Raw genomic sequence first — 12,112 nt, 5'->3', positions numbered from 1 at the left:
CCGGCATCCCGTGTCACGGTGGCCTGCCGCAGCACCTTGACCGAATTTTAGTTACGCTTATTCTTTCGATCATCCCGGATAATTCGAACGAGCCATGCAATCCAATGGAAAGATCGCGCGAGGAAGCCTCGACGACCTGTCCGCCTTCGCGACGGTTGCGAGGACGCGGAGTTTTACGCGCGCGGCGGCCGAGCTCGGGGTGTCGAATTCGATGCTGAGCTATACGATCAAGCGGCTCGAACGGCGGCTCGGCATCGTATTGCTCGGACGGACAAGCCGCAGCGTCGCGCCGACAGAGGCGGGCGAGAAGTTGCTGCTGACACTCGAGCCGGCGTTGCAAGCCATCGACGCCACATTGGGCGAGTTGGGCCGCGCGCGCGACCAGGTCGCCGGTACGCTGCGCATCACCGCGACAAGACAGGCTTATGAGGCCGTTATCCGGCCCGTGCTCGACACGTTCGGCAACGCGCATCCCGACGCGGTCGTGGAGGTCATCATCGACTACCGATTTCGCGATATCGTGGCAGACCGCTTCGATGCCGGCATCCGGCTCGGAGAGAAATTGCAGAAGGACATGGTCGCGCTGCCCGTCGGGCCCGCGCTCCGGATGGTGGTCGTCGCCTCACCCGCGTACCTGGCGCGGTGTCCGGCGCCGAGGACGCCGGAAGACCTTGCCACGCACCGTTGCATCAACTATCGGATGGTCTCGGCAGATACGGTGTATGCCTGGGAGTTCGAGCGGGATGGCCGGCCACTGAAGATCGCCGTTTCCGGGCCGCTCACGTTCAACGAGCCGGACCTCATGCTTCACGCCGCAGCGGATGGGCTCGGGGTCGCTTATGTCCTGGAACACGAGGCGGCGGACTGGCTTGCGTCTGGACGGCTGGTCCGTCTGCTGGACGACTGGATGGCGCCCTTTCCGGGCTTTTATCTTTACTACCCGTCCCGCAAGCAGATTTCTCCCGTGCTGGCGGCACTCCTGACGCTTTTGCGCGCGCGACGACCTTCGTAGCCTCAAGCGCATCCATGGCCCGCCTCGGTTTTGCAACGCCTGACATTTGATGATCAGGTTTCAGTCGTCGCAAGGGGGGCGCGTGAGCGCTTCGACACGGCGACGCGTGGCGTCGGGATCCGCAATCCAGTCGCGAGAGAAGCCGAACGGGCATTCGGCGACGCCATTCGCGCCATCGCCGGAATGAATCGTGCCGGTATAACCGCGATGCCTTCCAGCGCCGCTTGAGAATCACAGTCGATGCAAAAATCGCCGACCGGTCGATGCGGATCCCATTCGATCGACGAACCTAGCAGCACGTCGAGCGGATGCACTTCGGAGCCGTCCGCGTTGCGGGCCCTTCCCAGCGTCAACGCGTCGGTCGGTACCGCGGCGGTTGCATCGCTGTCGAATCCGCGAAACGACGACAGCGCACGCTTCATCTGCGTCACATACTGAACCTGGTTGAAGCTATCGAAGCACTGAAACTGGTTTACGAATGCGATCGGTGCCCGGCGCGCCGTAGTGCGCGTGCAACGTCGCCTCATCGAGGCTCTCAAGGTACGCGCGGTACTGCGCGAAGTCGGCGGGCGTCAGGCGCAGCAGCGGCCGGGAGCGGCGATCATCACGCCGAGCGCCCGATCCACATCGGCCAGGATCCACCGCGCCCTCCGGCGGATGGCTGCCGCGGCGCATCGGGGCTGGAATCGCCTGAAAGCCTTACCCAGCAACGCGCTACACGATCCGGATACATTGAAATACAAAATATCGCATGCGATTTAATCGAACACGCTTGACGTAAGCGGCCACCAAGCGGAAACTGCATCGCATGCGATCGAATCGCATCTGAAACAAACACCCAACCGACGGAGCAAACGATGAGCAAGATCGACAAAGTACTGTACACGGGCAAGACGCATACGACTTCCGGCGGCCGCGACGGCGCGGCGCGCAGTTCCGACGGTCGCCTCGACATTCAGTTGTCGTCGCCGGGAAGCGCCGGCGCCGGCACCAACCCGGAACAGCTGTTCGCGGCCGGCTGGTCGGCCTGCTTCATCGGCGCGATGCAGCTTGCGGCGCGCGCCGCGAAGGTGACGCTGCCGGCCGATCTCGCGGTCGACGCCGAAGTGGATCTCGGCACGGCGGGCAACGCGTACTTCCTGCAAGCCCGGCTGAACGTGAGCGTGCCGGGGCTCGAGCGCGACGTCGCGCAACGCATCGTCGACGCCGCGCACCAGACTTGCCCGTATTCGAAGGCGACGCGCGGCAACATCGATGTCGACATCCGGATCGCCTGAACGTTGCATCGGGTGGCCGAGCGCCGCCACCCCGAATTCCCGATTCCTTTTCCATCGAGGTGAAACATGAAAACCCAATTGATCGCTGCCCTGCTCGTCGCTGTTTCGGCTGCCGTTGCCGCTCCGGCGTTTGCCAACGAATCCACCGTGACGCGTGCGCAGGTGCGCGCCGAACTCGCGCAGCTTCAACAGGCCGGCTATCCGCTGAACCGTGCGACCGACGCCACTTATCCGAATGATCTCCAGGCCGCGCTGACGCAGATCCACGCCGACGCAGCCGTCGCGACTAACGCCGCGACTGCCGGCTACGGCAGCGACGGCGACACCGCGACGCAATCCGGCCGCCGGCATGCCGTCAGCGTGGCCGAGCGCTCGGTGTACTTCGGTCACTGAGCACCACGCCTGATACGTGAACCCTGATTCCTTTTATCCCTGATTCCATTTTGTCGAGGTGAATGATGAAAACCCGCTTGATCGCCGCCCTTCTCGTGGCTGTTGCCGCTTCCGCCGCCGCACCGGCATTTGCCGACGAAGCCGTCGTGTCCCGCGCGCAAGTCCGCGCGGAACTCGTCCAGTTGGCACAGGCCGGTTATCGGCCGGGCCGCGCGAACGATCCGCACTATCCGGACGACCTGCAAGCCGCGTTGACGCGCATTCATGGCAGCAACGCGTTGGCGGCCGATACGGCGGCATCCGGTTACGGCAACGATGCCGCTGCCGCTACACAGTCGGGCAGCCGGCCGGCGACACGAGTCGCCGAACGCTCGATCTACTTCGGTCATTGAACGAACGCGCGAGCGGCGCCGATGGCCGGCGTGCGGTGCGCCCCCCTGAATTCCCGAATCCCTGTCGAGGTGAATGATGAAGACCCAACTGATTGCCGCCCTTCTCGTTGCCGTGTCGGCCTCCGTCGCCGCACCGGCCTTTGCCGGTGAAAGCACCGTCACGCGTGCGCAGGTGCGGGCCGAACTGGCCGCGTTGCAGCAAGCCGGCTACCAGCCGAATCGCCCCAACGATCCGAACTACCCGGACAATATCCAGGCCGCGCTGAACCGGATTCGCGACGACGGCGCCGTCGCGGCCGATACGCAGGCAGCCGGTTACGGCAGCGATGCCGGCGGCGCCACGCAGTCCGGCAGCCGAAATACGGTGCGCACCGCCGAGCGCTCGATCTATTTCGGCCATTGAGCGCGGTACGGCGCATTCGGTCGCCGAAGCCCATCATATAAAGCGCATGCGATGTAATCGCGTGCGCTTTTTGTTTGCGTTGCGCTGGTCTGCGTCGCCAGCGCTACCTGTTCGCCCTGTCCGGGATTATTCTGTGCGGCACCTCATCTTTTCCCCAAGGAGCCGCCGATGCCGGACGTCATGACCGGAAACGCGACAGGCGCTACGCACGTACTGGACCGGGTCGTCTGGAATGCGCTCACGGGCAGGCAACGCCGTTTTGCGCTCGGCGAGGGTCGCGCGCTGCGGTTCCCGACGGCCATCGCGCCGTTTGCCGCGATCGACGACACAAGCCCGGCGTCGTTCGACGCACTGCGCGGGCTGATCGCCGCACACGGGCCGGCGGCGCTCGTCACGCCGGATGAGATCGAGCCGCCCGCGGGAATGTCGGTGATCCGGCGCGCGACGTTGCTTCAAATGACCTGGCAAGGGACGCTCGATGCGGCACACGAAGCGGGGCATGTTCCGCTCGCCGAAGCCGACGTGCCTGACATGCTCGCGCTGACCGCTGCCGCGCAGCCCGGCCCGTTCGGCCCGCGCACGTTCGAGCTCGGTCACTACATCGGCGTGCGCAGCGACGGCCGGCTGGCCGCGATGGCCGGTCCGCGGATGCAGGTCGATGGATATACCGAGATCAGCGCCGTCTGCGTGGATGCCGCGTTTCGGCGGCAAGGGCTGGCGGCGCGGCTGATCCGGTCGTTGATCGCGACGATCGGTGCGCGTGCGGAAACGCCCTTCCTGCACGTCCTCACGACGAACCAGGTGGCGATCGAGCGCTATCTCGCGCTCGGTTTCGTCGTCCGTCGCGAGATGCACCTGCTGGTGCTGGACGATGCGCGTGCGTGACAATGCGGCCGGCGCGATTCACGCGTCGGCCGCTTGCCGTGCCTGAGTGTTTTTATGTTTCGGTCGACCGGATCAGGTTGCCGCGCAGCGCGACGATCGCCTTCTGCACCTTGGCGAACTCGTCCGGCTTCAGCCCGGTGGCTTCGACCAGGTTCATGTCGAGCCCCTTCTCGCGCACGCGGCGACCGCTCTTCGTCAGGCTGACGAGCACCTGGCGTTCATCGGACGGATCGCGATGCCGCTCCAGATAGCCCATCGCCTCGAGCTTCTTCAGGATCGGCGTCAGCGTATTGGATTCGAGGAACAACTTCTCGCCGAGCTGGCCGACGGTCTGGTTGTCCTGCTCCCACAGCGCAATGATCGTGATGTACTGCGTATACGTGAGGCCGAGCTCGTCGAGGATCGGCTTGTATGCCTTGCCGAACGCGAGGTTCGCCGAGTAGATCGCAAAGCACAGGAACTCGGACAGCTTCGGCGTGGCGGGCGACGGGGTTTCGGTCGGTTTCATGGACTTCCTCCAGCGACGCGAATGGTCGCAGACAACCGCATTATATATCGCATGCGATCTTATCGGAAGCATGATAATCGGTGCCGACAGGCTGAGGCGTCGCGCGCTCAGCCCGGCTTGCGGCGCTTGCCGGTTTGCTGACGGCTGACCGACAGCAACGTGCACTGCACCGGATGCGCGATTTCGGTCGCGATCCCGCCCGCGGCAAACAGCAGGATCATCAGCCAGCGTTTCATGCATCCTCCACGACCGAGAGGCTTGCCCCATCGGCGACCGTCGCGTCGAGCGCATACGGATCGACGCCGTCGAGGCAGCCGAGATTGACGCGCCAGCATGCCGGGTCCTTGCGGGTCTGGTGGAACGGATAGACGCCGCACCGGCTGCAGAAATAGTGACGGGCCGTGTGCGTATTGAAGCGATAGCTCGTCAGCGCGCCCTCGCCTTCGACGATCGTCAGGTTGGCGGCGGCGAACATCGGGCTCATCAGCGCGCCGCGCCGGCGGCACAGGCTGCAGTTGCAGCGCACGGCCGGCGTAATGGCCGTGCGGACTTCGAATTTAACGGCCCCGCAATGGCAGGATCCTTTGAACCAGGTAGCAGACATGATGGACTCCAAAACGGTCATGTCTGCTTTATAGCGAACCCGCGCGCGAGCGTTGTATTGCACTGTATCGGCGATCCGCGCAGATACAGGACATTGCAAATCCGCGGCGCGCGATCAGTCCAGCACGTGCTGCATCCGCTCGATTGCCTCGCGCATTTCGCGTTCGAGCGCCGCGAACAGCTCGGCGGCCGGCAGCGCGCGAACCAGCGGCGCCGCCTGCCCCGCCCATTGCGCGCCATAGCCGAATTCGCCCTTCGCCTTCGCGGCCGCATGCAGCGCCTTGCCCGCATCGTATGCGATCGGATACGCGGGCGTGGCCGGCGCGTGCGGGTCGTCGCCGAGCGCGGTCAGCCGGTTCGCGATGCCGCGCGCGACGCGGCCCGAGATCGCGCGCGTGAACGTGGTGTGGCGCGCCGCATCGCCGAGGATCGCGCGGCGATAGCCGTCGTCGATCGACGTCTCCGGGCACGCGACGAACGCGGTGCCGAGCTGGGCGGCCTGCGCGCCGAGCGCGAGCGCGGCGGCAATGCCTGCGCCGTCCATGATGCCGCCGGCGGCAATCACGGGCAGCGCGCATTCGCGCACGATCAGGCGCGTGAGCGCGAACGTGCCGAGGCGATCGTCGTGCGCGGTCGAATCGAACACGCCGCGATGGCCGCCGGCTTCGATGCCCTGCGCGACGATCGCGTCGATGCCGGCGGCGGCGATCTGGCGGGCCTCGTCGAGATTCGTCGCAGCCGCGAACAGCGTGATGCCCGCACGCTTGAGAGCGGCGATCACGCCTGCGGACGGCAGCCCGAAATGGAAGCTGACGACCGCCGGCTTTTCCTCGACGAGCATCGCCTGCATCGCGTCGTCCGCGACGAAGCTCGTGTAGATCTCCGACAGCGACGCGGGCGGCGCCGCGCCGTACGCGCGGAACGCGGGGGCGAGCCAGTCGAGCCATGCGCGCTCGACGGCCGCGTCGGCTTGCGCCGGACGGTGGCAGAACACGTTGATGTTGAATGGCCGGTCGGTGAGCGCGCGCGTGTCGCGGATCATCTTGCGCGCGCCGGCGGCGTCGGTCGCGCCGACGCCGAGCGAGCCGAGCCCGCCCGCGTTCGAGACGGCGGCCGCCAGCGCCGGCGTGCTGACGCCGGCCATCGGCGCCTGGATGATCGGGGCGCGGATGCCGAGCGTGCGCAACAGGGTTGTCCGGTGGTCGGTGGGTTGATTCATGTCGCTTGTCTCCTGATGGCGGCCGAAGCGTCGGCCGCACGTATCGCATGTCCGGTTTCATCCCTAGAATAGCGGACGGAGAAACCGCGTCCAAGGCCGTCAGCGTGCAGCGTTCGTCGAACGCTTCGCCGACATTCAGGCGGTTTGGCCGAATAACGAACAACATCATTACAACATTCATGAAAAGAAGAACATTTCTCGCGCTGCCCGCCGTGGCGGCGTCCGGCATGCTGGCCGGCTGCGCCGATTTCGGTCCCGTCACCAAGGAATGGATGAAGGATTCGAAATACGACGAAACGTTGTCGACCTTCCTGATTACCTCCGACGGCAAGCAACTCGTCGTGCTCGGCAAGCGGTATCACTACATCTTCGAGATGCCGCCGGGTCTCGCGACCGTGCTCACCGCACCTTATCGCACGAAACTGCGCACGGCGTTCGACGATTTCGACGCGCATGGCGACACGATCACCGGTCATTACACGATGAGACTGAGTCGTTCGGATGCGCCGGTCGGCTCCGACATTCGCAACCGTGCGGTCGCCGATGGTTTCAAGGAGAACTCGGGCCACCTGGAGTCGGAAGGCACGATCAGCGGCAAGCGCTATCTGCCGAACGACGTTACGCCATCGGCGGTCCCGCAGGCGTTCAATCACGAGTATGGCGTCACGGTGACGGAGAAGCTGTCGGCCGTCGGCAAGGGCGCCAAGCTCGCCCTGTCGCCGATCGCGATGGCGGCGGACGGCGCGCTGGGGCTGCTTGGCATCGCGCTGTTCCCGATCGCGTTGACGGCCTTCATCATCGTCGCGAGCTAAGGGGGGATCCATGATGAAATCCCCTGCTCGACACCTGTTCCGGATCGGCTGCATGGCCGCTTGCCTGGCATTCGCGCAACACGCCGTCGCCGAAGACGACTGGGACGCCGCTCGTCATGTCCGCACCGACTGGGTGTTCGCCTCGATGAAGCAAAGCGACGTGCGGCCGACGCTCGATCGCGCACTGGAGGATCAGGTGCGCTGGGCCGACCTGCCCGGCAATGCACCCGATGCCGGCGCGTTCCGCTGCACGAAGCTCGCGGTGCCGCCGCCGTCGGCCGCTGCCCAGGCGGCGTTCGACGCAGCGCCGTCGTCGCGCGGTCGCGATGCCGACAAGGCGTACGCGAAAGCCGCGTCGCTCGGCTCGTGGCGCGCGGCGGCACGTCTCGTCAACAGTTCGCTCGAAGACGAGGATTGGGAAGGCGCGCAGCCGGCGGTCGCGTGGCTGCTTGCGCATCACGTGCCGGCCGGATACAACAAGCTCGCGGACGTGATGCAGGCGATGTCGGGCTACGACGGCGACACGCCCGGCGAACGCATGAGGGGAATGATCGCGTCGTTGCGCTGGCGCGCGGCGCGTGAGGGCGACCCGGTCGCGCAGATGGAGATGGCCGATCTGTTCGAGAAGGTCGGCCACGACGAGCGCGTTGCCGCGCTGCGCGCGTGTGCGACGCAGCAGAATCCGGAACTGAAATGACGCGCGCACCGGTACGCCGCCGGTGACGGCCGGCGTACCGGTGCGCGACAGGTTCGTCGTGTTCTCCCGGAACACGATTTCAGCGGTGCTGCGCAAAGCGATCCGACGACACGAGCCTCATGGTTTTCCCGGCCCGGCCGGCTGCGCGCGAGCACATCGTGTCCGGCGCGCCACTCTCCGCCATGCAGGCTGCAACGGCCTGTCGCGCGAAGTCGGACTGTCGCGCGCGCCCCACCCTTTCTGCTCAGGAAAGGATGCTTGAAAGATCCGCAATTATCACGTGCCGCCGATTTGCCCACCATGTGTCGGACGATCGGCGCTGCCCGCATGGCCGGCTCTTGCACGAGCCCGGCGATGCCTGTCCCGCCGCGTCGAGCGGCCGACGCGTTACGCCGGCCGCGACCGGCCGGGCCCCGCGCCACCGCCTATCGATAATCAGGAGACACGATGAACAGCCAATCCCTCGACCTCGGCGACCATGCCGGCGGATCCGAATCCGCCCGGCCACCGGCCGCCTCCGCAGGCGCCGGCGCTGATGCGGCGGCCCTTCCCGGCCGCTGCGTCACGCTCGGCGATTTCATGGACGATCTGCCGGTCGGTGCGTTGCATCGATTCGTCGTCTGGGTGATCGGCATCGGGTTGTTCTTCGACATGTACGAGATCTTTCTCGTCAGTACGATCGGCTCCGCGTTGCAGCACGAATACGGGCTGAGCCGGCAAAGCGCCGATTTCAAGCTATTGCTGGCGTCCGCGTTCATCGGCATGTTCGTCGGCGCGATGTGCCTGGGCAGCCTCGCCGACCGTATCGGCCGGCGCAAGGCGTTCCTGCTTACCCTCGGCTGGTACAGCGCGTTCTCGCTGGCCGGTGCGTTTTCGGTGAACGCCGACATGCTCGTCGCGTGCCGGTTCCTGACCGGCATCGGCGTCGGCGCGATCTATCCGGTCGCCGACAGCTTCCTGTCCGAAATCCTGCCGAAGGACAAGCGCGGACGGCTCGCCGCGTGGGCCTATACGACTTCGTATGTCGCGGTGCCGCTCGTCGGCTTTCTCGCGCTGTGGCTGAACCCGCTGCAGGTGGCGGGCGTGGCCGGCTGGCGCATCATCCTCGCGATCGGCAGCCTCGGCGCCGTGTACGTGCTGCTCGTCCAGCACCGGCTGCCGGAAAGCCCGCGCTGGCTGCTCGCGCAAGGCCGCACGGCCGACGCGCACGCGGCGCTGCGGCGTTTCGCGGAAAGTGCGGGCGTGCGCGTGCCCGAACACTTCGCGGAACCGGTCGAGCCACAGCGGCCGCTCGGGCTCGGCGAGCGCATCGCGCTACTGCGCCGCCAACCGTATGGCGCACGCTACCTGATGCTGGCGATCTTTCACCTGCTCCAGGGGTTCGGTTATTACGGGTTCGGCACGCTGGCCGGCACGGTCGTGAAGAGCCGCGGTTTCGACGTGACGGACAGCACGCTGTTCATTGCGTTGTCGTTCGTCGGGTATCCGATCGGGTCGCTGCTGTCGATTCCGCTGCTCAACTGGATCGAGCGCCGCACGCTCGTGATCGTGTCGATCCTGTCGATCGCGGTGTTCGGGCTGTGCTTCGCGTATTCGGGCAATACCGTGCTGATCGTCGGCTTTGGATTCCTGACGACGTGCGCGTCGAACGTGTTCAGCAATGCATATCACGTGTACCAGGCCGAGATCTTCCCGGCGCGCGTGCGCTCGACGGCGATCGGCAGTACCTATGCGCTGTCGCGCATCGTCAGCGGCGCGCTGCCGTTCGTGTTGCTGCCGGTGCTCGGCAACTACGGCGCGGGCGCGATGTTCGGCGTGATTTCGGTCGCGCTCGGCATCGTCGCCGTCACGCTGCGCGTGCTCGGGCCGCTGACCACGCGGCGCAGCCAGGACGACATCAATCCGGTGTAACGCGGCGATCGGCGCGGAGCGCATGAAAGGCGTGCGCGACGCATCGCGTTTTAGCGCACTTACCGCGCGGACATGAAATCGAACAGCTTCGCGACGTCGGTCGTCAGCACCGTGCCCGCCTTCACGCCGACCCACAGCGTGCGCGTCGCCCACGCGTCGTCGAGCGTCACGACACCGAGCCGGGCCGCCCGCTCGCCGGTCACCGCATCGCGCGGCAGCACGCCGATGCCGAGGCCGGCTTCGATCATCCGGCTCACGCCGTCGAAATTCGATACCTGGATCCGCAGCTTCAGCGAGCGCTCGGCCGCGAACGCAGCGTCGGTCATGCGCGTGAGCAGCGAGCTGCCGTCGCTCAAGCCCACGTAGTCCTCGTCGAGCGTATCCGCGAAGCGGATGCTGTCGTGCGCGGCGAACCGGTGCGTGCGCGGCACGAGCAGCACGAGTTCGTCGCGCCGGTACAGGCGCCGTTCGATGCCGGGCGCCGGCACGTTGTCGGCGAATACGCCGAGATCGGCCTTGCCCGACGCGAGCGCGTCGACGATCTCGTGGCTCAGCCGCTCCTCGAGACTGACCTTGATGCCGGGATTGTCGGTGAGGAACGCGGCGAGATCGGCGGGCAGGAACTGGACGATCGCCGACGTGTTGGTCCATACGTGGATGTGGCCGCGCACGCCGGCGACGTAGTCGCTCATCTCGTGCGCCATCCGGTTGACCTGCTCGATCACCTTCGCCGCATGATCGAGCAGCGCGCGGCCCGCGGGCGTCAGCTCGACGCCGCGCGCATGCCGGACGAACAGCGCGCTGCCGGTCACGCTTTCGAGTTCGGCAATGCGCTTGCTGACCGCGGACAGCGTGAGCTGGCCGTGTTCGGCCGCCTTCGTCAGGCTGCCGTGCTCGGCGACGAGCGCGAACACGCGCAGCGACTGCAGATCGAAATGAAGCGGGTTCACCATGTCGAGGTCCTGGAAGGCCGTGCGGGGGACGCGGTCGGCGCGCCGGCCTGACGCCGATCATACGCCGCGCCAGGCGCGTGCGATATGGCGCGGCTAGCGCGGCGCGACGGCGTGCAATGCGGCGAGCATCGCGCCGTCCGGCGTCGCGAGATCGTCGAGCACCGCGAAGTGCTGCATGCCGGGCAGCCACGCGCGGGCGATCCGCTCGCCGGCGGCTTCGCACGCCGTCGCGTATTCGTCTGCTTGCCGGATGAGTTCGGGTAGTTCGGCGTCGCCGACCGCAACGACGGTCGGCGCGCCGCGCCCGATGTGATGCAACGGACTGCATGCGTCGACTTCGTGCGCGGTGAGCTGCAGTTTGTCGTTCAGGCAGCACAGCGCGATCGGTTCGAGATCGACGAGCGGACTGATCGCGAGCGCCGACACGACGGCCGGATGCGCGCGATGCATGGCCGTCAGGTGGCCGCCCGCCGAATGGCCGCTCAGGTGGATCGGCCGTCCCGAGATACCGAGGCCGGCGGGGTCGGCCGCGAGATGGTCGAGCAGCGCGCCGATCTCGCCGACGATATCGGTCATCGTCGCGACCGGCGCGAGCGTGTATTCGGCGAGCACGACGTCGTAGCCGCGTGCGAGCGGCCCGCTCGCCGCATACGCGAAATCCTCTTTCGTGCAGTGCTGCCAGTAGCCGCCGTGGATGAACACGAACAGCGGCGCGTCGGGCCGCCCGCACGGCAGCCAGTCGAAGCGCTGCGCGGGTTGCGCGCCGTAACGCAGGTCGCGGCGGCCGGGCGTCGCCGCGTACAGCGCCGCGCTGCGCGCCTGACAAGACGCGAGCAGCGCCGGGAAATCGGGAACAACCTTCGTGTTCAGGTACGCGGCGTCGAGCGCCGCGCGGTCCATGCCGCGATAGAGGATCGTCATTCGGGAAGCGCCTGGATCGGGTTGCGGATGCGCGGCGGGTTTGTCCGGTGCGCGCGGCGAAGGCGGCGGCCGGGCCGACGCCGTTGCGCCATTATCCGCAGCGCGGCCGCGCACGGCTATCCGGAA

Annotated in this window: 15 protein-coding genes and 1 pseudogene; 9 read left to right on the top strand and 7 right to left on the bottom strand. The window is 66.6% G+C overall.

The genetic code is table 11. The features are described from left to right. Window positions 1–94: 94 nt before the first annotated feature. Entirely contained in the window at window positions 95–1,012 is a 918-nt protein-coding gene (locus tag C4B30_RS26200; protein WP_230469134.1) for a LysR family transcriptional regulator, read from the top strand. Between the two features lie 60 nt (window positions 1,013–1,072). Here the strand turns inward: C4B30_RS26200 and amiE are convergent. After that, window positions 1,073–1,222, bottom strand: a pseudogene (amiE, locus tag C4B30_RS35920) (aliphatic amidase); the annotation flags it as partial. A 647-nt stretch (window positions 1,223–1,869) separates the two neighbouring features. Here amiE and C4B30_RS26185 point away from each other — a divergent pair. The 5 genes from C4B30_RS26185 (at window position 1,870) to C4B30_RS26165 (ending at window position 4,362) form a co-directional block, all read left to right on the top strand. Continuing rightward, window positions 1,870–2,289, top strand: a complete 420-nt coding sequence (locus tag C4B30_RS26185; protein WP_027784477.1) for an organic hydroperoxide resistance protein — start codon at window positions 1,870–1,872, stop codon at window positions 2,287–2,289. A 66-nt stretch (window positions 2,290–2,355) separates the two neighbouring features. Then, entirely contained in the window at window positions 2,356–2,682 is a 327-nt protein-coding gene (locus C4B30_RS26180; RefSeq protein WP_027784476.1) for a DUF4148 domain-containing protein, read from the top strand. 65 nt (window positions 2,683–2,747) lie between these two features. Then, window positions 2,748–3,074 carry a DUF4148 domain-containing protein gene (locus C4B30_RS26175; RefSeq protein ID WP_027784475.1) on the top strand — a complete coding sequence of 109 codons (327 nt, stop codon included), beginning with the start codon at window positions 2,748–2,750 and terminating at the stop codon, window positions 3,072–3,074. Between the two features lie 73 nt (window positions 3,075–3,147). After that, window positions 3,148–3,477, top strand: coding sequence for a DUF4148 domain-containing protein (locus C4B30_RS26170; protein ID WP_034185417.1), 330 nt, complete (start codon window positions 3,148–3,150; stop codon window positions 3,475–3,477). Window positions 3,478–3,645: 168 nt separating this feature from the next. Beyond that, entirely contained in the window at window positions 3,646–4,362 is a 717-nt protein-coding gene (locus C4B30_RS26165; protein ID WP_027784473.1) for a GNAT family N-acetyltransferase, read from the top strand. A gap of 52 nt (window positions 4,363–4,414) precedes the next feature. Here C4B30_RS26165 and C4B30_RS26160 read toward each other — a convergent pair whose 3' ends face one another. The 4 genes from C4B30_RS26160 to C4B30_RS26150 all read right to left on the bottom strand — a co-directional run bounded on the left by C4B30_RS26160 (window position 4,415) and on the right by C4B30_RS26150 (window position 6,692). Continuing rightward, window positions 4,415–4,870: a MarR family winged helix-turn-helix transcriptional regulator gene (locus C4B30_RS26160; RefSeq protein WP_089500189.1), complete on the bottom strand. Its 456-nt coding sequence runs from the start codon at window positions 4,868–4,870 to the stop codon at window positions 4,415–4,417. A 107-nt stretch (window positions 4,871–4,977) separates the two neighbouring features. After that, the gene (locus C4B30_RS36115; protein ID WP_267896641.1) at window positions 4,978–5,106 is read right to left on the bottom strand and encodes a hypothetical protein; all 129 of its coding nucleotides are present in this window, start codon (window positions 5,104–5,106) and stop codon (window positions 4,978–4,980) included. Further along, window positions 5,103–5,474 carry a GFA family protein gene (locus C4B30_RS26155; RefSeq protein WP_027784471.1) on the bottom strand — a complete coding sequence of 124 codons (372 nt, stop codon included), beginning with the start codon at window positions 5,472–5,474 and terminating at the stop codon, window positions 5,103–5,105. Before C4B30_RS26155 ends, C4B30_RS36115 begins: the two co-directional genes overlap by 4 nt. Window positions 5,475–5,588: 114 nt before the next feature. Further along, window positions 5,589–6,692, bottom strand: a complete 1,104-nt coding sequence (locus tag C4B30_RS26150; RefSeq protein ID WP_027784470.1) for an NAD(P)H-dependent flavin oxidoreductase — start codon at window positions 6,690–6,692, stop codon at window positions 5,589–5,591. Between the two features lie 47 nt (window positions 6,693–6,739). On the opposite strand from C4B30_RS26150, the gene C4B30_RS26145 reads away from it, so the two are divergent. The 3 genes from C4B30_RS26145 (at window position 6,740) to C4B30_RS26135 (ending at window position 10,112) form a co-directional block, all read left to right on the top strand. Next, the gene (locus tag C4B30_RS26145) at window positions 6,740–7,504 is read left to right on the top strand and encodes a 5-formyltetrahydrofolate cyclo-ligase (protein WP_234015462.1); all 765 of its coding nucleotides are present in this window, start codon (window positions 6,740–6,742) and stop codon (window positions 7,502–7,504) included. A gap of 10 nt (window positions 7,505–7,514) precedes the next feature. Next, window positions 7,515–8,201: a hypothetical protein gene (locus tag C4B30_RS26140; RefSeq protein ID WP_230469132.1), complete on the top strand. Its 687-nt coding sequence runs from the start codon at window positions 7,515–7,517 to the stop codon at window positions 8,199–8,201. A gap of 447 nt (window positions 8,202–8,648) precedes the next feature. Next, complete coding sequence (locus C4B30_RS26135; protein WP_027784467.1) at window positions 8,649–10,112, top strand: MFS transporter; 1,464 nt, start codon at window positions 8,649–8,651, stop codon at window positions 10,110–10,112. Window positions 10,113–10,171: 59 nt separating this feature from the next. Here C4B30_RS26135 and C4B30_RS26130 read toward each other — a convergent pair whose 3' ends face one another. Both C4B30_RS26130 and C4B30_RS26125 read right to left on the bottom strand, forming a co-directional pair. Beyond that, window positions 10,172–11,065: a LysR family transcriptional regulator gene (locus tag C4B30_RS26130; protein WP_027784466.1), complete on the bottom strand. Its 894-nt coding sequence runs from the start codon at window positions 11,063–11,065 to the stop codon at window positions 10,172–10,174. A 93-nt stretch (window positions 11,066–11,158) separates the two neighbouring features. Continuing rightward, window positions 11,159–11,986: an alpha/beta hydrolase gene (locus C4B30_RS26125; RefSeq protein WP_027784465.1), complete on the bottom strand. Its 828-nt coding sequence runs from the start codon at window positions 11,984–11,986 to the stop codon at window positions 11,159–11,161. Window positions 11,987–12,112: the final 126 nt, after the last annotated feature.

Origin of the sequence: Burkholderia sp. BE12, from assembly GCF_002959955.1 — a bacterium.
Classification (GTDB): Bacteria; Pseudomonadota; Gammaproteobacteria; order Burkholderiales; family Burkholderiaceae; genus Burkholderia.
The sequence above is the reverse complement of the archived record's forward strand: the minus strand, read 5'-3'. Positions and strand labels throughout refer to the sequence as shown.